This window comes from Candidatus Moraniibacteriota bacterium, from assembly GCA_026396275.1.
Taxonomy (GTDB): domain Bacteria; phylum Patescibacteriota; class Minisyncoccia; order Moranbacterales; family JAPLXC01; genus JAPLXC01.
This window is the reverse complement of sequence record JAPLXC010000016.1, coordinates 1-19,016: the sequence shown is the minus strand read 5'-3', so window position 1 is coordinate 19,016 and position 19,016 is coordinate 1. Positions and strand designations below refer to the sequence as shown.

At 42.0% G+C, this 19,016-nt stretch carries 28 protein-coding genes and 1 pseudogene; 28 read left to right on the top strand and 1 reads right to left on the bottom strand.

The genetic code is table 11. The annotated features are described in order from the left end of the window. The first annotated feature begins 1 nt into the window (after position 1). From NT136_03565 to NT136_03545, 5 genes are all read left to right on the top strand, one after another. A complete protein-coding gene (locus NT136_03565) occupies positions 2-286 on the top strand; it encodes a DUF5654 family protein (protein ID MCX6766010.1) in 285 nt (94 codons plus the stop codon). Positions 287-297: 11 nt separating this feature from the next. Continuing rightward, complete coding sequence (locus NT136_03560) at positions 298-1,407, top strand: D-alanine--D-alanine ligase (GenBank protein ID MCX6766009.1); 1,110 nt, start codon at positions 298-300, stop codon at positions 1,405-1,407. A 133-nt stretch (positions 1,408-1,540) separates the two neighbouring features. Beyond that, positions 1,541-1,705 (top strand): hypothetical protein, encoded by a 165-nt coding sequence (locus NT136_03555; protein MCX6766008.1) that lies wholly within the window; start codon positions 1,541-1,543, stop codon positions 1,703-1,705. A 207-nt stretch (positions 1,706-1,912) separates the two neighbouring features. After that, entirely contained in the window at positions 1,913-2,701 is a 789-nt protein-coding gene (gene pyrF, locus NT136_03550) for an orotidine-5'-phosphate decarboxylase (protein MCX6766007.1), read from the top strand. Positions 2,702-2,771: 70 nt separating this feature from the next. Next, complete coding sequence (locus tag NT136_03545) at positions 2,772-3,470, top strand: phosphoribosyltransferase family protein (protein MCX6766006.1); 699 nt, start codon at positions 2,772-2,774, stop codon at positions 3,468-3,470. A 213-nt stretch (positions 3,471-3,683) separates the two neighbouring features. Here NT136_03545 and NT136_03540 read toward each other — a convergent pair whose 3' ends face one another. Then, positions 3,684-3,860, bottom strand: a complete 177-nt coding sequence (locus NT136_03540; GenBank protein ID MCX6766005.1) for a bL28 family ribosomal protein — start codon at positions 3,858-3,860, stop codon at positions 3,684-3,686. Positions 3,861-4,131: 271 nt separating this feature from the next. Here NT136_03540 and NT136_03535 point away from each other — a divergent pair, with 271 nt between their 5' ends. The 23 genes and pseudogenes from NT136_03535 to rplF form a co-directional block, all read left to right on the top strand. Next, complete coding sequence (locus tag NT136_03535; GenBank protein ID MCX6766004.1) at positions 4,132-4,830, top strand: site-2 protease family protein; 699 nt, start codon at positions 4,132-4,134, stop codon at positions 4,828-4,830. A 250-nt stretch (positions 4,831-5,080) separates the two neighbouring features. Then, the gene (gene rpsL, locus NT136_03530; protein ID MCX6766003.1) at positions 5,081-5,503 is read left to right on the top strand and encodes a 30S ribosomal protein S12; all 423 of its coding nucleotides are present in this window, start codon (positions 5,081-5,083) and stop codon (positions 5,501-5,503) included. Positions 5,504-5,631: 128 nt separating this feature from the next. Next, a complete protein-coding gene (gene rpsG / locus NT136_03525; GenBank protein ID MCX6766002.1) occupies positions 5,632-6,099 on the top strand; it encodes a 30S ribosomal protein S7 in 468 nt (155 codons plus the stop codon). 37 nt (positions 6,100-6,136) lie between these two features. Next, a complete protein-coding gene (locus NT136_03520; GenBank protein ID MCX6766001.1) occupies positions 6,137-6,358 on the top strand; it encodes a hypothetical protein in 222 nt (73 codons plus the stop codon). Between the two features lie 56 nt (positions 6,359-6,414). Continuing rightward, positions 6,415-8,496, top strand: a complete 2,082-nt coding sequence (gene fusA / locus NT136_03515; GenBank protein ID MCX6766000.1) for an elongation factor G — start codon at positions 6,415-6,417, stop codon at positions 8,494-8,496. A gap of 507 nt (positions 8,497-9,003) precedes the next feature. After that, the gene (tuf, locus tag NT136_03510) at positions 9,004-10,197 is read left to right on the top strand and encodes an elongation factor Tu (protein MCX6765999.1); all 1,194 of its coding nucleotides are present in this window, start codon (positions 9,004-9,006) and stop codon (positions 10,195-10,197) included. A gap of 118 nt (positions 10,198-10,315) precedes the next feature. Continuing rightward, positions 10,316-10,651, top strand: coding sequence for a 30S ribosomal protein S10 (rpsJ, locus tag NT136_03505; protein MCX6765998.1), 336 nt, complete (start codon positions 10,316-10,318; stop codon positions 10,649-10,651). A gap of 234 nt (positions 10,652-10,885) precedes the next feature. Next, positions 10,886-11,455, top strand: a complete 570-nt coding sequence (gene rplC, locus NT136_03500; protein MCX6765997.1) for a 50S ribosomal protein L3 — start codon at positions 10,886-10,888, stop codon at positions 11,453-11,455. Positions 11,456-11,466: 11 nt separating this feature from the next. Next, on the top strand, positions 11,467-12,096 hold the full coding sequence (rplD, locus tag NT136_03495; GenBank protein ID MCX6765996.1) for a 50S ribosomal protein L4: 630 nt from the start codon (positions 11,467-11,469) through the stop codon (positions 12,094-12,096). 318 nt (positions 12,097-12,414) lie between these two features. Next, entirely contained in the window at positions 12,415-12,696 is a 282-nt protein-coding gene (gene rplW, locus NT136_03490) for a 50S ribosomal protein L23 (protein ID MCX6765995.1), read from the top strand. A 107-nt stretch (positions 12,697-12,803) separates the two neighbouring features. Continuing rightward, positions 12,804-13,628 carry a 50S ribosomal protein L2 gene (rplB, locus tag NT136_03485; GenBank protein MCX6765994.1) on the top strand — a complete coding sequence of 275 codons (825 nt, stop codon included), beginning with the start codon at positions 12,804-12,806 and terminating at the stop codon, positions 13,626-13,628. A 39-nt stretch (positions 13,629-13,667) separates the two neighbouring features. Beyond that, positions 13,668-14,009 (top strand): 30S ribosomal protein S19, encoded by a 342-nt coding sequence (gene rpsS / locus NT136_03480; protein ID MCX6765993.1) that lies wholly within the window; start codon positions 13,668-13,670, stop codon positions 14,007-14,009. Between the two features lie 28 nt (positions 14,010-14,037). Then, a pseudogene (gene rplV, locus NT136_03475) lies at positions 14,038-14,373 on the top strand (50S ribosomal protein L22). A gap of 334 nt (positions 14,374-14,707) precedes the next feature. Continuing rightward, the gene (rpsC, locus tag NT136_03470; protein ID MCX6765992.1) at positions 14,708-15,361 is read left to right on the top strand and encodes a 30S ribosomal protein S3; all 654 of its coding nucleotides are present in this window, start codon (positions 14,708-14,710) and stop codon (positions 15,359-15,361) included. A 206-nt stretch (positions 15,362-15,567) separates the two neighbouring features. Then, positions 15,568-15,975 carry a 50S ribosomal protein L16 gene (gene rplP / locus NT136_03465; GenBank protein ID MCX6765991.1) on the top strand — a complete coding sequence of 136 codons (408 nt, stop codon included), beginning with the start codon at positions 15,568-15,570 and terminating at the stop codon, positions 15,973-15,975. Positions 15,976-16,104: 129 nt separating this feature from the next. Further along, entirely contained in the window at positions 16,105-16,299 is a 195-nt protein-coding gene (gene rpmC, locus NT136_03460; protein ID MCX6765990.1) for a 50S ribosomal protein L29, read from the top strand. A gap of 29 nt (positions 16,300-16,328) precedes the next feature. Beyond that, positions 16,329-16,559: a 30S ribosomal protein S17 gene (gene rpsQ / locus NT136_03455; GenBank protein MCX6765989.1), complete on the top strand. Its 231-nt coding sequence runs from the start codon at positions 16,329-16,331 to the stop codon at positions 16,557-16,559. Between the two features lie 16 nt (positions 16,560-16,575). Continuing rightward, positions 16,576-16,941: a 50S ribosomal protein L14 gene (gene rplN / locus NT136_03450; protein ID MCX6765988.1), complete on the top strand. Its 366-nt coding sequence runs from the start codon at positions 16,576-16,578 to the stop codon at positions 16,939-16,941. Between the two features lie 127 nt (positions 16,942-17,068). Beyond that, on the top strand, positions 17,069-17,377 hold the full coding sequence (gene rplX / locus NT136_03445; protein MCX6765987.1) for a 50S ribosomal protein L24: 309 nt from the start codon (positions 17,069-17,071) through the stop codon (positions 17,375-17,377). Positions 17,378-17,395: 18 nt separating this feature from the next. Continuing rightward, positions 17,396-17,938: a 50S ribosomal protein L5 gene (gene rplE, locus NT136_03440; protein ID MCX6765986.1), complete on the top strand. Its 543-nt coding sequence runs from the start codon at positions 17,396-17,398 to the stop codon at positions 17,936-17,938. A 121-nt stretch (positions 17,939-18,059) separates the two neighbouring features. After that, on the top strand, positions 18,060-18,245 hold the full coding sequence (locus NT136_03435; GenBank protein ID MCX6765985.1) for a type Z 30S ribosomal protein S14: 186 nt from the start codon (positions 18,060-18,062) through the stop codon (positions 18,243-18,245). A 108-nt stretch (positions 18,246-18,353) separates the two neighbouring features. Then, complete coding sequence (rpsH, locus tag NT136_03430) at positions 18,354-18,758, top strand: 30S ribosomal protein S8 (protein ID MCX6765984.1); 405 nt, start codon at positions 18,354-18,356, stop codon at positions 18,756-18,758. Positions 18,759-18,794: 36 nt separating this feature from the next. Next, a partial coding sequence (gene rplF / locus NT136_03425) for a 50S ribosomal protein L6 (protein ID MCX6765983.1) occupies positions 18,795-19,016 on the top strand: 222 nt, incomplete at its 3' end.

The following is a 19,016-nucleotide window of genomic DNA, read 5'->3' as shown; positions in this document are numbered from 1 at the left end:
TATGAAATCCGAACTATTAAAAGAAGGAAAAAGGATCAGAAGTGCCGTGCGGGAACGCACTATTTCTTACATTTTAGCCGCTTTCGGACTGGTGGCGGGGCTAGCTTGGAACGAGGCCATAAAGTCCTTCATTGAGTATGTTTTTCCGATTGCCAGGAACACGCTTCTGGCTAAATTTGTCTATGCGGCAGTGCTGACGCTTGTCCTGGTGTTTATCTCAATCTATCTGGTGAATATTTTTCGAAAAGAAGAAAAAGAAGAAGAAAACACGGAAAACAAATTATAATATTCGCATAAATGACAAAATTGAAAATCGGTCTTATCTTCGGCGGGAAAAGCGGGGAACACGAGGTCTCGCTTATTTCAGCGCGGTCAATTTATGGCGCGCTGGATAAAAATAAATATGATGTGAAATTGATCGGGATTGATAAAAAGGGCAACTGGCATCTGGGGCAGAATAAAAAAATCTGGATTGGCAAATATGGAGTGGGAAAATTGAAGTTAAACATAAAACTCCCAGTTATCACTGCCATCAATGAAAAAAATAAAATATATCTCGTCAGCGTAAAAAACGGGAAAAAATTAGCAGACATTAATGTATTCTTTCCCATTGCCCACGGGACTTTTGGCGAGGACGGATGTCTTCAAGGATTTTTGGAACTGCTGGGAGCGGCTTATGTGGGGCCGGGTGTACTGGGATCGGCGGTTGGAATGGATAAGGATATTATGAAACGATTATTCCAATATTCAGGTTTAAATACCGCAGAATTTGTGGTGGTTAAGAAACAGGATAAATTTAACGCGGACAAAATTTTTAAAAAGTTAGGCAGGCCTGTTTTTGTAAAGCCGGCCAATCTTGGATCATCAGTGGGAGTATCAAAAGCGCGAAATAATAAAGAATTAAGCAAGGCGATAAGAAACGCCTTCCAATACGACAATAAAATTATTATTGAAGAAGAGATTAAAGGACGCGAAATTGAATGTTCCGTTTTGGGAAATAATCCGCCAGCCGGCGGACTAATTACTTCAATACCGGGGGAAATAAAACTAAAAAAAGGGCATTACTATTCCTACAATGCCAAATATATTGATGAGAACACAGCCATTCCGGTTCCCAAAGCGGACTTGACTCAAAAAGAGATAAAAATAATCCAGGAGGCGGCCGTAAAAGTTTTTGAAACTTTATGCTGCGAAGGAATGGGAAGAGTTGATTTTTTTCTCACTCCCAAAGGGAAATTATACGCCAATGAAATTAATACTCTTCCAGGGTTTACTTCAATCAGTATGTATCCTAAAATGTTCGAGCAGTCCGGAATTCCGTATCCGAAACTTTTGGATAAATTAATAACTTTAGCGATTGAAAGAAAGAAAAGAAATGAGAAATTAAAACGCAGCTTTGCCACATAATGTACTTTTGTCAATATTGCGCTTAAAACAAAAACCTGCTAGCTTTTTAGCAGGTTTAGTTTTTTGAAAAGTGAATATTTAATAGGCCAAAGATTAGCTATAGATAGAAAAATCTTGAAAAGGAGACGAAATTGTGGAAGAGAAAGAAAAGGAATTATTTGACTGCCCTGAAGGGCAAAAGGAACTTGAAGGAAGAAAAGGAATAGTAATGAAGATTTCCTACAATGAAAAGGGCAAGTGTACCAGAGCCAATGGTTGCGTAATTAACTGTAAACTCAAGAGACCGCAAAGGGGGTGAAAATGGGGTAGCAAAGTTTAATGGATTGCCCAAACTATGGATGGCCAAAGACATGGATTGACGGCTTTGGTAAAGGCGATGATTGCAATCAAAAGAATTATTGCCTAGGCCTCGGCAGGGTATGTAAATTTATTCTGAAAGACAGAAAGGAAAAAAAATAATAAACCCGGCATTTAGAAAAAATGACGGGAGGAAAAGGAGAAAGAGATGAAAAATATTTTATTGAAGGACAGATTAGCGTTTGCACTGGATGTGTCCATGGAAAAGGCACCGGAAATACCGGAAATAATTGAAACCATTGGAGGTGAAGTCGGCTGGGTTAAGATGAACTTTATTTTCATTTCGGCTTTCGTGTTGTTGGCAGAAAAAGGAATAAATCTGTTTTCTCTGATAAAGGCGAAGGGCGCAAAGATATGGCTTGACCTTAAATGGATGGATATTCCCAATACTGTTGCAGGATATGTTTCAGCGTCAAAAGGGTTGGGTATTGATATGTTCAATGTACATGCTTTGGGTACAATTGCGATGATGAAAGCCGCCATTGATAAAAGGAAGGAAGTTTTCGGAGACGATCCCGATAAAAGACCCCTTAGTACAGCCATTTCGATACTAACCAGTATTGACCAGGATGCATTAAACAATGAATTAAAAATTCCCGGATCCGTGGCAGATTTAGTAAAAGTTTTGGCTCATAATGCCAAACAGGCCGGATGTGACTGCATGGTTGCTTCAATGCATGAAGCTGAAATGATCAAAAACACCTGCGGTGAAGATTTCCTTGTGATTACGCCCGCCATGCGTTTTATTGAAGAGCTCCAAACAGATAAGCGTGATCAAAAACGTCTTGGAATACCCGCAGATGCGATGGATGCGGGCGCCGATATTATTGTCATGGGGAGCTCTCTTATTAAGGGCGGACTTCCGGCAGTGAGAAGGGCGTATGCAGAAATAGAAGAAGGGCTTGAGCGCAGAGCGCGCAGGATGCAGGCTGTATAATATGAACTATCGCTGGCGGATTGGGAAATCCCTTTCCGCCACCGGGAATTTTTGAAGGGAGGAACAGGAAATGAATGAACAAGAAGTCGAAACCATTTTAGGCAGTTGCAATGCCATTCTTACAAACATTCACGTTTGCCTTACGCCCAAAGCGGATGGCTGGTATCACAGCGATGGATATGTCGCTAAAGACAGCGCCACTAAAAATCCCCGCAAGGCGAAAAATCTTTATCAAGCTATGGCGGAACAGTGGTATGGCCAAAACGTGGAAGTAGTAGTTGGTCCGGCCATGGGAGCGATAGCAATCGCCCAACATGTTGCGCTCAGCATTGCCGAACACGAGGATCGCGATATTCTCGCCATTTACACCGAACCGGAAAATCCAGCGGACAAAAAATCACCCCACCGGCTTTCGCGTGGATTTGACAAAGATGTAAAAGGCAAGAGAGTTTTAGTTACCGAGGATATTTTGACGACAGGCGGCTCGGCAAAAAGAACAGTTGATGCGGTCAAAAAAGCCGGCGGAGAAGTTATGGGCGTAATCGTACTCGCTAATCGGGGCGGTGTAACTCCTGAACAGCTTGGCGTTCCTGTATTAATTGCCATGACGCATCTGAAAGAATTTAGAATGCAAACATGGAAAGCTTCCGAATGCCCGTCTTGTAAGGAATTGATTCCACTTCGAATTGATATTGGAAAAGGTAATGACTGGCTTAAAACAGAAGAGGGTCAGGCTTGGCTGGCAAAAGGAGGCACGGTAATCGGTTAAAAGTCTTTAAAAACCAATCACAAAGAAAGGAGGTGAAAATTTCTGTGGTTGGTTTTTCTTTTGGCGAAAATACAAAATAAAGTATGACACTAACTGCCGGCCGGCAGTTAGTGTCATAAAAAATTACAAAAGGCAAAAAGAAATAGTATATACGTGGTATATACTACGTCTATACTATTATAATAACTAATGAAGCTAATTAAGCTAACAAAACTATTTCTTTTCCTTCGACATTGTTTTAATACACCTGGTGCAGACCTTCGCTCTTTTTCCCTTAATTTTTTTGGATTGAAGATTAATAGAAAATTTACGCTTGGAGGCGATATTGGAATGGCTGCGCGATATCCCGCTTTTTGCCATCCGGCCGCAGATGGAACAAACTTTACTCATAAATATGGAACATGTAACATGAAACATGTAACATAAACACCAAATTGCTTTATGTTTCGTGTTTCATGCTTCATGGCGTAGTTGATTTATTACAAGATTTAGATTATCATGGGAATAATTGTTTGGCAAGTGGAGTATGTCGTATCTCTAACTCTACTAACTATCCCGCTGCAGCGGGACCCCGCAAGGCGGTGGCGAATCAGGTACGAATATACGAATATTAAAATTGAGAATTAGTATATTAGTATTTGATTCGTAATTAGTAGCCAAAATGATGTTAAATGAGGTTGTATTAATTATCTTTTATATCGCTATCTTGCTCTATTCCGTCATTATCCATGAAATTTCTCATGGAATTGCGGCTTTGTGGCTAGGTGATTCGACCGCCAAATACGCAGGACGCCTCACTTTTAATCCGATCCGGCACATTGATCCCTGGTGGACGATTGCTATTCCGCTTTTAATGCTCTTAGTGACTCAAGGCCGATTTACTTTTGGTTCTGCCAAACCCGTACCTTATAATCCCTATAATCTCAAAAATCAGAGATGGGGACCGGCGGTAGTAGCGGTCGCTGGCCCCGGGTCAAATATACTTTTGGCGCTTATTTTTGCTTTAGCAGCGAGATTTATCGCTATTCCGGCAGCCGCTAAAATTGACATCGTGCAAAACATCACCAACTGGGGAAATATTTCGCAAGCCATTTCCGGATCAGTCGGTTCGATATTTTTCACTCTCTTTGCGATGATAATATTTTGGAATGTGCTTCTCGCCTTTTTCAATTTAATTCCTATCCCGCCGCTGGATGGCTCAAAACTCCTTTTCTCAGTGCTTTCCGTTAAAACTGAAACAATGATAATTCTGGAACAGTTCGGGTTTATGTTTCTGCTATTACTAATTTTTCTTTTTTCTGGTCCCTTGAGTATTCTCCTCGATTTTTTCTGGAATCTGTTCTTTAGCATCGCGATTTAACTTTATATTGACAATCTTACCGGATAATAATAGAATTAACATTGCTAGATTGTCCCGCACCAAAATCAGATTTAGCAAAATTGAGATAAATAGCCGCTATCAGACCCTAGCATAACCACATTTATATGTGGTTTTGGTAAGGGATAAACTAGCACGTTTTTGTTTGATGCGAATTAGAATACGAATTACACGCGAATTAAGAAACGAATTCGAATTGTCATTCGGATATAATTAGTATTGTCATTCGGATATGCCAACGATTAACCAATTAGTGAAAAGACAGCGCAAATCAAAAAAGAAGAAATCGAAAGCGCCGGCTTTGACAAATGTTTTCAACACTATCAAAAACCGGCCGGTTAAGACCTTCGGTCCTTTTAAGCGCGGCGTTTGCATCAAAGTGGGGACGACCACTCCTAAAAAACCGAATTCGGCTCTGCGCAAGATTGCCAGAGTGCGACTGACCAACGGCATGGAAGTGACAGCTTACATTCCCGGCATTGGCCATAATCTCCAGGAACACTCAATCGTGATAATTAGAGGAGGAAGGGTTAAGGATCTTCCCGGCGTGCGCTATCACGTGGTGCGGGGAGTGCTGGACGCGGCCGGAGTGGAAGGAAGAAAAAGAGGAAGATCGCTGTACGGCGCCAAGGTACCCAAAGAAAAATCAGAATAATTTCTTTACGAATTATCCCGCTAAAGCGGGACCCCGCTGAGGCGGTGGCGAATCATTTACTAATATACGAATTTTTCAAAAGTATTCGTGCATTCGTACGAAATTCGTAGTTTCGTAAGCGCAAAGACATGTCGAGAAAGAAGAGGCAATTTAAGAAAAAATGGAAGCCGGATCCCAGATACAACAATCTGTTGGTCGGGCGTTTTATTGGCTATTTGATGATGGATGGAAAACGGGGAGCGGCGGAAAAAATTATTTATGATACTTTTGATATTATTCACGAGAGAACAAAAAAAGGCGGACTTAATGTCTTTGAACAGGCCATTAAGAATGTCTCCCCGCTTCTTGAGCTTAAATCACGCCGGATCGGAGGAGCCAATTATCAAGTTCCTATTCCGGTAGCGGGAGAGCGCCGGCAAACGCTGGCGATACGCTGGATTTTGAATTCCTGCTGGAACCGCAAAGGAAAGAAAATGGCGGAAAAACTGGCCGATGAGTTAATTGATGCCTCCAATAAAACCGGTGCGGCAATGAAAAAGCGTGAGGACACTCACCGAATGGCGGAAGCCAACAAAGCATTCGCCCACTTCGCCTAGCAAAATCAAAAATCAAAATTCAAAAATTAAAATGACAATGCAAAAATCAAAAATAAAATTTAGGCATCTAAAGGGTGCTAACATGGATATTGATTTGATAAGTAATAAAAAAATCCATTGGAAACAAGATGATTGTCCCTGGAATGTCGAAGAAAAATCTAAAAAACATAAATGCGCCGTTAAGAATGTTTCTATTTGCAAATACTTTAAAGGTATTGAATATCTAGACATTGTAATTTGTGCTTATAATAAAAAATAATTTTGCATTTTGAAATGTGATTTTGCATTTTGATTTTTGATTTTTGCATTAAACTTATGGCACGAACCACGCCAATAGAAAGATTAAGAAATATAGGGATCATCGCCCACATTGATGCCGGCAAGACCACGGTCACCGAGCGGATTTTGTATTACACCGGAATTACTCATAAAATCGGAGAAGTTCACGAGGGAGAAGCAGTGATGGACTGGATGGCGCAGGAGCGCGAGCGGGGAATCACCATCACCAGCGCTGCTACCACTTGTTATTGGCAGGATAATCAGATAAATATTATTGACACTCCGGGACACGTTGACTTTACCGTTGAAGTGGAACGGTCACTGCGCGTTCTTGACGGGGGAGTAGTCGTGTTTGACGGCAAAGAAGGCGTGGAGCCGCAGTCCGAAACGGTCTGGCGGCAAGCGGATAAATATAATGTTCCCCGAGTTTGCTTTATCAACAAGATTGACAAGGAGGGAGCCAGTTTTGAATATTCGCTGAGTTCGATCTGGAACCGCCTGACTCCTCATGCGGTGGCAATTCAAATCCCGATCGGAGAGCGCGGCGATTTCCGCGGCGTGATTGATCTAATGATAATGAAGTTCTATTCTTTTGAGGGCGACAAGGGAGAAAAAGTGGTGGAAGGTGAAATTCCCGCTGACTATGCCGAAAAATCCAAGGAGTGGAGAGATAAAATGGTGGAGAAAATCGCCGAAACCGACGATGCACTGACAGAAAAATACGTGGGAGGTAAAGAAATATCAATTGAAGAACTGAAGAAAGCGTTGCGCCAAGCAGTTATTAAGGCGAGGTTAATTCCGGTGCTTGTAGGTTCAGCTCTTCGCAATAAGGGCGTGCAGAAAGTTCTGGACGCGGTGGTTGATTATTTGCCCTCTCCAGCAGATATTCCACCAGTAAAAGGTATTGATCCCGAAACTAGTGAAGAGTCAGAAAGAAAAGCATTAGATGAAGAGCCATTTTCAGCACTGGCTTTTAAAGTAGCTACTGATCCTTTTGTTGGTCAGTTGACATTTTTCCGTGTTTATTCAGGAATTCTCAAAGCCGGTTCTTATATTCTGAACTCTACCAAGGATGAAAAGGAGAGAGTCGGCCGGATTCTTAGAATGCACGCCAATCATCGCGAAGAGGTGCAGGAAATATACGCGGGAGGAATTGGAGCGCTGGTAGGCATGAAAAACACCACTACCGGTGATACTCTTTGCGATCCGGAGAGTCCCATTATTCTTGAGGCGATCACTTTTCCCGAGCCAGTAATTGATATTGCCATTGAACCGAAAACCAAAGCCGATCAGGAGAAGATGGGACTGGCGCTGAAAAAGCTTTCCGTAGAAGATCCAACCTTCAAGGTGAGAACTGATGAGGAGAGCAGCCAAACCATCATTTCCGGAATGGGAGAACTCCATCTGGAAGTAATTGTCGACCGGATGAAGCGGGAATTTAAAGTGGAAGGCAATGTGGGAAAGCCCCAGGTAGCGTATCGGGAGACAGTGAAGGCCTCCGCGGAAGCGGAAGGAAAATATATTCGCCAGTCGGGAGGCCGCGGTCAATACGGTCACTGCTGGCTGCGAATAGAGCCAAAGCATCCCGGCGAAGGATTTGAATTTATCAACAAAATCAAAGGAGGAGTTATTCCCCAGGAATTTATTCCCGCGGTGGAAAAGGGGGTAGAAGAAGCGATGCAAAACGGAGTAGTGGCAGGATATCCCGTTATTGACGTTAATGTTACTCTTTATGACGGTTCGTACCATGAAGTTGATTCTTCCGAAGCGGCTTTCAAGATTGCCGGATCAATGGCACTTCAGGAAGCAGTCAGGCGGGCTAGTCCCGTGCTTCTTGAGCCGATAATGAAAGTGGTGGTTATTGTTCCCGAGCAGTTTATGGGCGATATTGTGGGCGACATTAATTCCCGGAGGGGAATAATCAAGGAAATTACCGACCGAGGAGAAGGAAACGCTCGAGTGAAAGTAATTGACTCTGAAGTGCCGCTAGCCCAAATGTTCGGCTACGCGACCCAAATGCGTTCGCTCACCCAAGGCCGCGCAACTTATACTATGGAATTCAGCCATTATGCCGAAGTTCCCCGCAATGTTGCCGAGGAGATTATCAGTAAAAAGTAATAACGCAAATTAATGGAAAGAGGATATTAAATGGAAGGAGGATATTATGGCGAAAGACGAAAACGACTTAGGATTCGGTCACTTTTCGACAACTGAAACGGAAAATGATTGACTTTTCAGGCATTATGACGGGCTTGAAAGCACCGCAGACTTAGAGAAAATCTTAAAAATTAAAAAGGAAAAAACCGAACAAGTAGATTAAATCGTTCGATTAGAACAATTAGGGATTTAGAGAAGGTGATAACTCACCTTCTTTTTTCTCTTTATACCCGAATACATTCTCTTGACACATTTTCTGTCTCTTGCTAATATTAAAAATGTTAAATACTCGCAGTTATCCACAGATTTCTACTGGAACACTTGCCAAAATTAGCAAATTGTTTTAATATAAATTCACAAACAAAAAAATTAACTAAATAACAATAATTTTAATCCGCGAAGATTGCGCGAGAGTTGCTTAATGGTTAATTTTATTAAGCTCGCAAATATTCGCTAAAATCAAAATTTATGGCAGCGGAAAAATTTGAACGAACCAAACCCCACATCAATGTCGGAACCATCGGCCATGTTGATCATGGGAAAACGACTCTGACAGCGGCGATTCTCAAGGCGCTGAGCTTCAAAGGATTGGCCAAGCCCAAGGGAGTAGATGAAATTGACAATGCGCCCGAGGAAAAGGAGCGAGGCATCACTATTGCCACTGCTCACTGTGAGTACGAATCAGAGAAGAGGCATTATGCTCACGTGGACTGTCCGGGGCATGCCGACTACATCAAGAATATGATTACCGGCGCAGCCCAGATGGACGGGGCAATTTTAGTAGTGAGCGCTACTGATGGCCCGATGCCCCAAACCCGGGAACATATACTACTGGCCCGCCAAGTGGGCGTTCCGGCAATCGTAGTGTTTGTTAATAAAGTGGATATGGTGGATGATCCCGAACTTATTGATTTGGTTGAAGCCGAGGTGCGCGAACTCCTTTCCAAGTATGAATTTGATGGAGAGAAAGCGTCTATCATTCGAGGGTCGGCACTGAAAGCCCTGGAGGCCGGTTCAGCTGACGACGAAGCAGTCAAACCCATTTACGATTTAGTGGCGGCACTGGATGAGAAAATACCAGAGCCGGTTCGCGACACCGAAAAGCCGTTTTTGATGCCGATCGAAGATATTTTCTCCATTGAGGGAAGAGGCACAGTCGTGACCGGAAGAATTGAGCGGGGAGTTATTAACCTTAATGATGAAGTGGAAATTGTTGGAATTCGCTCTACCCAAAAGACCGTAATTACTGGAATTGAGATGTTTAACAAATCACTCGATCGCGGGCAAGCCGGAGACAATGCCGGGGTGCTTCTGCGCGGAACCAAAAAAGAAGACGTGGAGCGGGGCCAAGTGCTGGCAAAACCCGGAACGATTACTCCACATACTGAATTCGAGGGAGAAGTTTATATTTTGACGAAAGAAGAAGGCGGACGGCACACTCCTTTCTTTAAGGGATACAAGCCGCAGTTTTACATCCGCACCACTGACGTGACGGGAGAAGTTGAATTGCCGGAGGGAACGGAAATGGTTATGCCGGGAGACACGGTAAATTTGAAAATTAAGCTGGTTGCTCCCGTGGCGATGGAAGAAGGAATGAGATTTGCGATCCGCGAGGGAGGAAAGACAGTAGGCGCCGGCGTGGCTACTAAGATTACCAAGTAAGCGATTGAATGGCAAAAAAGTGATAGGTTCAGACCGTGCAAAAATGCGCGGTTGCTGTGAGTCCGAACTCATGAGTAAAATCCAAGTATTTTTAATTTTTTATTTTTGAAAGCACATCATGGAAGGGAAAAAGACGGAAGAAGCGGAGCGGTCTACGCGAATTCGCATTAAGATTAAAGCATACGACAGCAAGGTTATCGACCAGTCATCGCGCAAGATCGTCGAGTCAGCTCAGCGTTCCGGGGCGCGGATAACCGGCCCGGTTCCTCTTCCCACTGAAATTCATAAAGTGACTGTTAATAAGTCAACATTCGCTCATAAGGACTCGCGGGAACAGTATGAAATGAGAATTCATAAGCGGCTGATTGACATACTAAATCCTACTCCCAAAACCATTGATGATCTGACTAATCTTGATTTGCCGGCGGGGGTGGATGTGGAAATTAAAATGTGATTCATAGACCAACTGGTTTAAGTCCGATTCTTACTCCAGAAAATGAAATGTAGATAGGATACTAAATCAGCCAAAATTTAAATTATTTGATTTTGTGCTGGTGAGAAGCCAGTTTTTTGTTACTCTCTACGAGAATTCTCTACTAATTACTAATCAGGTACAAATATACGAATATTAAAATTGAAAATTAGTATATTAGTATTTAATTAGTAATTAGTAGCCAGAAAGCAAACCATGAAGTTTATTTTAGGAAAAAAGTTGGGGATGACGACGATATACGACAAAAACAAGGGAGCACTCAATGTGACTTTGATTGAATGTGAGCCTAACAAGATTTCTCTAGTACGTACTCCGGAAAAAGACAAATATAGCGCAGTCCAAGTTGAAATTGCCAAGACAAGAAATAAAGTTCACAGAAAAGAATTTAGAATTGGAAAAGAGACGGAGAAAGCGCCGAACGCGGGAGATGCAATTACAGTCGAGATTTTTCAACCAGGAGATATTGTTAAGGTCTCTGGAATTTCCAAGGCCAAAGGATTTCAGGGAGTGGTAAAAAGGCATGGATTTAGCGGATCTCCAAGATCTCACGGCCACAAGCATGACTGGAGAAAGCCGGGATCGATTGGCGCCACTTATCCCGAGCATGTTATTAAGGGAAAAAGAATGGCTGGGCGAATGGGTGGCCGGAGGAGTTCAATGCGAAATTTAGAAGTGGTTTTAGTAGATAAGGATAAAAATTTAATGGCGGTTAAAGGAGCGGTGCCGGGAGTAACAGGAAGAATAGTTGAGATTTATGGTAATTAAACTTTTGACAAATGACTAAAATATCAGTTTACAATTTATCCGGTAAGAAAGTAGAGGATATAAATATGCCTGAAAATATTTTTGCCGTGCCATCAAACAATGCACTTCTTCATCAGGTCTACGTGGCTCAAGCGGCTAATCGGCGCCAAATTATAGCTCATACTAAAGATAAGGCGGAAGTAGCCGGATCAGGGAAAAAACCCTGGCGGCAAAAAGGAACCGGGCGGGCCCGGGTCGGATCAGTAAGAACTCCTGTTTGGAGAAAAGGAGGAGTGGTGTTCGGGCCGACGAAGGAGAGAAATTTTAAGAAAAAAATTAATGAGAAAATGAAAAGAAAAGCGATTTTAATAGCTTTGAGCGAAAAAGTCAGAAGCAAAAATTTAATGGTTGTAGATGAGATAAAACTCAAAGAGAAAAAGACGAAATTATTCGTGAAGGCATTAAGAAACTTAAAAATTAAAGGAAGTACGCTGATAGGATTAAGTAATTCGGAAAAAGATATTTATTTGTGCTCGAGAAATATTCTCAAAGTCAGTCCGCTTTCTGTTAAACAATTGAATGTTTTTGATATTTTAAACCATAAGAATCTGATTTTAAGCAAAGAGTCGGTGAAGTTTTTGGAAGGTAAATACAAGAAATAGTTCACATCCTTGTTAAGAAGAAGAAAAAAAGGGTTAAAAGTTAGTATATTAGTGCAAGATTAGCCCGCCTGCCGCGAAATTCCATAAAATTATTACTAACTTGCTGATCTTGTAAATATCTTAAGTTGGAATAAATTCCAAAGGGGCGGCATTTCGGGCAGGTAATTAGTAGCCATTATGGCATTATTTGGAAAGAAAAAAATCGAAGAAGGAGAAAAGAAAACAGAAGAAAAAACTTCTGATGTTAAGGTTGAAAAGAAAGAAAAGAAAGCGGAAAAAAAGCCGGAAAAGAAAGTTGGAGAGATAAAACCGGGCACGATAACAAAAGACATTCTTATTGAGCCCTGGATCACGGAAAAATCCCACGCCGCGATGGCTCTCAACAAGTATGAATTCAGAGTCAGCAAGGATTCAGATAAAAGCGATATCAAAATGGCAGTCGAAGAATTATACAATGTCAGAGTGACAGATGTGAATATAGTCAATATTCCTCCCAAAAAAAGAAACTATGGGAGATTTGTGGGAAAAAAATCCGGCTACAAGAAAGCGATTGTAACACTCAAAGAAGGGGATAAGATAGAATTATTTAAGGGTGTTTAATACTAATCTCGCAAATATTATACGGATTTATGTGGATCAAGGATGTTCATAAAGAATAATCTGTGATTAGTGATAATCTGTAAAATCAGTATAATCCGTTAATTTTTATGGCGATAAAAATTTACAAAAAAAGCACTCCCGGGAAAAATTTTATTTCAGTCGCCAAGCCCGAGACGCTAACCGACAAAAAGCCGGAAAAGTCGCTAATGGCGAAAGCGGAAAGAAAAACTGGAAGATCTCATGGGAAAATTTCTGTTCGCCACAAAGGAGGAGGACACAAGCGCCGGTACCGGCTGGTGGACTTTAAGCAAAACAAACTTAATATTTCGGGGAAAATTATAGCTATCGAGAAAGATCCTAACCGCAATGCTTTGATAGCGTTAGTTAACTATGCGGATGGAGAGAAGCGATATATTTTAGCGACTGAAGGAATGAAAAAGGGCAAGGAAATTATTACAGCGGATAAAGCTCCGATTAAAAGGGGCAATAGAATGAAATTAGAAAGTATCCCGGTGGGCACTATCATATCCAATATCGAACTTTTTCCCGGCAAGGGCGGTCAGGTAGTAAGAAGTGCCGGTTCAGGGGCCTCATTGATGAGCATTGACGGAGAGATGGCGCAGGTAAAGCTGGCTTCGGGAGAAGTCCGCCTGATTAGCAAAGAAAGCTACGCGACCATTGGACAAGTAAGCAATTTCGAATATAATTCGATAGTGATCGGAAAAGCGGGAAGAAACCGCTGGCGGGGAATTCGACCGACGGTACGCGGTTCAGCTATGAATCCAGTTGATCATCCGCATGGAGGCGGGGAGGGAAGAATGGGAATAGGACTCAAGCACCCAAAGACCCCTTGGGGAAAACCGGCTCTCGGAAAAAAGACGAGGAAGAAATTCAAATACAGCGATAAATTCATAGTCAAGCGAAGAAAATAGATTAATTCTCTACTAAATTCGTAAAGTAAGCAAAAGCATATGTCGCGATCGCTCAAAAAAGGACCATATGTAGACGAGCGAGTGCTCAAGAAGATAAGAAACAGAAAACCCGGAGACAAAACGGTCATTAAAACATGGTCGCGGGCGTGTACTATTACTCCTGAAATGATAGGATTTACCTTTGGTGTTCACAATGGAAAAGATTTTATCCCTGTTTATGCTACTGAAGAGATGGTGGGTCATCGGTTAGGCGAGTTTGCGCCAACCCGCAAATTCACTCGCCACGGAGGAAGAATGCAGAAAGAAATTGAAATAGAAGCGAAACAAAAGGAACTGGAAGCGGCCAAGGCGACGAAAGCCACTGCAGAAGAGAAGAAATAAAGGAATTTATATTTTGTGATGTGAGTGTATGAAGACAACAGCCAGGTTAAATAATCTGCGAATCTCTCCCCGTAAGGTACGGCTGGTAACGGATCTTATTAAAGGTCAGGATGTTGAGAATGTGCTGATTCAACTCAAACATTTAGTAAAAAAGCCGGGGCCTATCATTGAAAAACTGCTAAAAAGCGCGATTGCCAATGCGGAAAACAACCTTGGTTTAGATAGAGATAATTTATACGTTTTCGATATTCAGGTAGGAGAAGGATCACGGCTTAAGCGCTGGATGGCTCGCGCTCACGGAAGAGCAGCTCCGATTCTAAAAAGAACTTCAGCCGTTACACTTACGCTGGAAGAGCGCGTTGAAGGAAAAAACAGAAAATCAAAGGAGCAGCTGGAAAAGGAGAGAAAAGAGCGCGAAGAGGCCAGGAAAAAACTGGAGCGCGAGATCAGAGAAGAAGAAAAAGCAAAGAAAGGCAAGGACGAAAAAGAAAAAAAGGAAGAAGCTGTCCCTTTTAGGGAAAAGCGCGAAGAGGAAAGAGAAAAGCTGAAAAAGGATGAACGCGGCGGGTGGATGAAGAGAATGTTTAGGAGAAAATCCGGATAATTCTCTACGAAGTACGAACATGTACGAAACTACGAAAATAGATAAAACAAAATTCGTAATTTCGTAAGAATTCGTAATTCGTAGAGCTAATCGCATGGGACACAAAGTTAATCCAAAAAGTTTGCGAATCGGAATAACTACCTCCTGGAGGTCGCGGTGGTTCGGAAAGAAAAATTACGTCCAGAATTTGAAAGAGGACATAAAGATTCGCCGCCTTGTAATGCAGCGCTGGAAAAAAGCGGCTATTGCCGATGTGGAAATAGAACGGTCAGCAGGAATTGTGAAACTTATAATTAAAACCGCTCGTCCGGGGGTTTTAATCGGCCGGGGAGGCACGGGGATTGAGGATATTAGCAATTTCATTAAAAAGAAATTTTTTGCCGGAAAGAAAAAAATAGAGCTGAAGATTGAAATACGGGAAATTAAACAATTTGAAGAAAGTGCCTCTTTAGTTTCCCAGAACGTTGCCGAGCAGTTGGAAAAGAGAATTCCTTTCCGCCGGGTTTTGAAATCAATTTTGGACCAAGTCGAAAAAAATAAAAGCGTAAAAGGTGTAAAAATAGAGATAGCCGGGAGATTAGGCGGAGCGGAAATGTCCCGAAGAGAATGGCTTTACCGGGGGACAATTCCCTTGCACACGCTCCGAGCCGACATTGATTTCGCCCGGGCGACGGCCCGCACCACCTATGGGGCGATTGGCGTGAAAGTATGGATTTACAAGAAGGAAGTATTTGACAAGAAGGAATAAGCGCATTGAAAGGATTATCCCGCACCGATTCCAAGGAAGATTTATACTCGTTAAAGTTTTTTTCTTGGAATCGCCTGCGGTTTAATCTGTAACATTGTAAAGATTAAAAAACGAATCGATGCGGGATGCTTTTTTACCCGCCTGCAAACGCTATGCGTAGCATTGTGGGCAGATAGCTTCTCGCTTCGCTTGAAGACAGAAATAGCATGTTAATGCCGAAAAAAGTAAAACACCGGAAAATTCAGCGGGGAGGAAAGATTGCCGGTACGGCTCAAAGAGGAACGGAATTGAGTTTTGGAAGCTTTGGCCTTAAGTCCATGGATGCCGGCTTAGTTACTGCTCGCCAGATTGAGGCTGCCCGGCGGGCGATGACGCGCTACATCCAGCGGGGAGGAAAAGTTTGGATCAGGATATTTCCCGACAAGCCAATGACAAAAAAGGGAGACGAGGTTCCGATGGGAAAAGGAAAAGGAAGCGTTGATCATTTTGTAGCCAAGATTCAAGCGGGAAGAATGCTGTTTGAGATGGATGGAGTAACGGAAAATATTGCGCGCGAAGCGCTACGGCTGGCGTCCCATAAGCTGGGAAAAAAGACGAAATTCATAAAAAAGTGAAACTCCGCAGATTAACATAAGCAGCATTTACTGCCGGTAGGCGGAGCAAAATCCGCCGAAGCAGGAAAAGAAAACCATCTATTTGTTGCAGATTTACGCTTATGGTTTTCCGCGGAGGCGGATGAAATTATGAAAGCAAAAGAAATTAGAGAAATGAGCAGCGGAGAAATTAAAAAGTTTTTAGAAGAAAAGCGAGCAAGAGCTGTTCAGTTACGCTTTGATATTTCGTCCAAGCAACTCAAAAACCATCGGGAGTATCGAAAAGTCAAGCGGGACATTGCCAGAGCTATTGCAATCAGTAAAGAAATAGAAATAAAAAAGTAAAAAATTTTTTGTGGTAAGCTATAAATTTTATGGAGAAAAAATTAGCAAAAATGAAAGGAGCAGTAGTAAGTGATAAGATGGATAAAACTATCGTGGTAGCGGTGGAAACGCTCAAGACGCATCCCAAGTATTTGAAAAAGTATCGGGCAACAAAAAATTACAAAGTGCATGATCCGGATAATAAACACAAAGTCGGGGATGTGGTTGAATTTGTCCAGTGCCGGCCGATAAGTAAGGAAAAGAGATTTAAGGTTTTGTAATCTCTGCAAAAATTATATGATTCAAGCAGAAACGCAATTAAAAGTAGCTGATAATACCGGTGCTAAGATCATCGAGTGTTTCAAAGTGCTGGGCGGCACAAGAAGGCGTTATGCTTTTATCGGTGACATAGTTTCCGCGTCTGTTAAAACAGCAGAGCCCCGCGGAATAGTAAAAAAAGGAGATAAAGTAAGAGCGGTAATCGTGCGTCAGAAAAAGTCCCTTCGCCGAAGCGACGGCTCTTATATTTGTTTTGATGAAAATGCGGCGGTTATTGTTGAAGGATTAGAACCTAGAGGCACTAGAATCTTTGGGCCGGTGGCTAGGGAACTGCGAGAGAAAGGATTTGTTAAGATTGTCTCGCTGGCGCCAGAGGTTTTGTAGTTCTCTGCGAAATATCCCGCTGTAGCGGGACCCCGCTAAGGCAGTGGCAAATCATGTACGAATATACGAATAACGTGGTAAAAATATTCGCATATTAGCACAAAATTAGTAATTAGTAGCCAAATTAATGAAGATAAGAAAAGGTGACCAAGTTCAAATAATTTCAGGTAAAGACCGGGGAAAACGCGGGAAAGTAATTCGTGTTCTTCCCAAAAGCGGAAAATTAGTGGTGGAAGGAATTAATTTAGTGAAAAAACACAGGCGTCCTCGCAAGGGAGGAGAAAAAGGACAAAGAGTAGAAATTCCAACTCCTTTAGCTTCCTCTAAGGTTAAATTAATATGTCCTCATTGCGGAAAGCCCACTCGGGTCGGTTATAAAATAGAAAAAAGCCGCAAGATAAGAATGTGCAAAGTATGCAAGGGCGATATTCAGTAATTAAATATGAGTGTTATTATGAAAACATCTTTAATTCAAGAGCGATATAAGAAGGAAGTTGTTCCGGAAATGAAAAAGAATTTTAAATATTCCAACACACTGGCAGTTCCCAGGATAGAGAAAGTGGTGGTTAATGTAGGAGTAGGAAAGCTTCTCCGGGAATCGGGAAAAATCGAAGAGGTTGAAAGCGCACTGAAAGAGATAACTGGTCAAAAGCCAATCAAAACCAAGGCGAGAAAGGCAATTTCCGGTTTTAAAATTCGACAAGGGCTTGAAATTGGAATGAAGATCACTCTTCGCGGCAGAAGAATGTGGCAATTCATCGATCGGCTTGTCAACGCGACACTTCCCCGGATAAGGGACTTTCAGGGTATTGAGGAAAAAGTGATTGATGGGAAAGGAAACTTGAATATTGGCATTCAGGAACATACAATCTTTCCGGAAATTTCTGCTGAAAAAGTAAAAAACATTTTTGGTTTTCAGGTAACAGTGGTAATAAATGCGAAAAGTCATAAGGAAGGAGTGGCGTTATTCAGGGCACTAGGATTTCCCATTAAGTAGGCTACTAATTACTAATCACTTACGAATATACGAATTCGTATATTGGTACACGATTCGCCCGCCTGCCATGATACTTATCAAGGCGTTTCGGGCAGGTAATTAGTAGACAAGAGAAACAATTATGTCGAAAATTTCCACTTACATTAGATCCGTAAAAAAACCGAAATTTTCTACCCGGAAAGTCCGGCGCTGTTGGAAGTGCGGCAGAAAGAGAGGATATATGAGAAAATTTGGTCTGTGCCGTATTTGTTTCCGGGAGCTGGCCAGTAAAGGGGAAATACCAGGAGTAAAAAAAAGCAGCTGGTAAATCATGATACTAATCACGCTAATAAATGCCAATCCACCAATCGCTAATACCTGGTAAAATCTATTCGCAATTAGTAGATTAGCATTTATTCGTAAATTAGAATTATATATGCTCGATCCAATCAGCGACATGTTAACTCGGATAAGAAATGCCCAAAGAGCAGGCAAGGAAGAAGTGCTTATTTCCTTCTCCAATTTAAAAATGGCAATCGCCAAGATTCTAGAAGACAAAGGTTATGTTGAACGGGCAGTAAAGGAAATGAAAGAAACTAAAGCAAATATTCGCATTTATCTCAAATATCTGAAAGATTCTAATGTCAAGAAAGCCCCGGCTATCAGGGGAATCAGAAGAATAAGCAAGGAAGGGAAAAGGGTGTATACCGGCAACAGGAACATCAAGCCAACCAGGTATGGACATGGAATTACTGTTATTTCCACCTCTCGAGGAGTTATGACAGGAAAAGAAGCCCGCCAGCAGAAGGTGGGAGGAGAATTAATTTGCGAGGTCTGGTAGCTTTTACGAAAAGTTGAGTAAAGCAGTTAAAACTATATGAGCAGATTAGCGAAAAAACCAATTACAATTCCCCAAGGAGTGAATGCTGAAATTGCGGGGAACAAAATTACCATAAAGGGTCCCAAGGGTACTCTTGATTTTACACATCACAATGAAGTTAAAGTTAATATTACACCCGATGGAATCGTCATCCTGAAAAAAGGAAATTCGAAAAAAGCTCCGGCTATTTGGGGAACAACCGCCAGAATCATTGAAAAT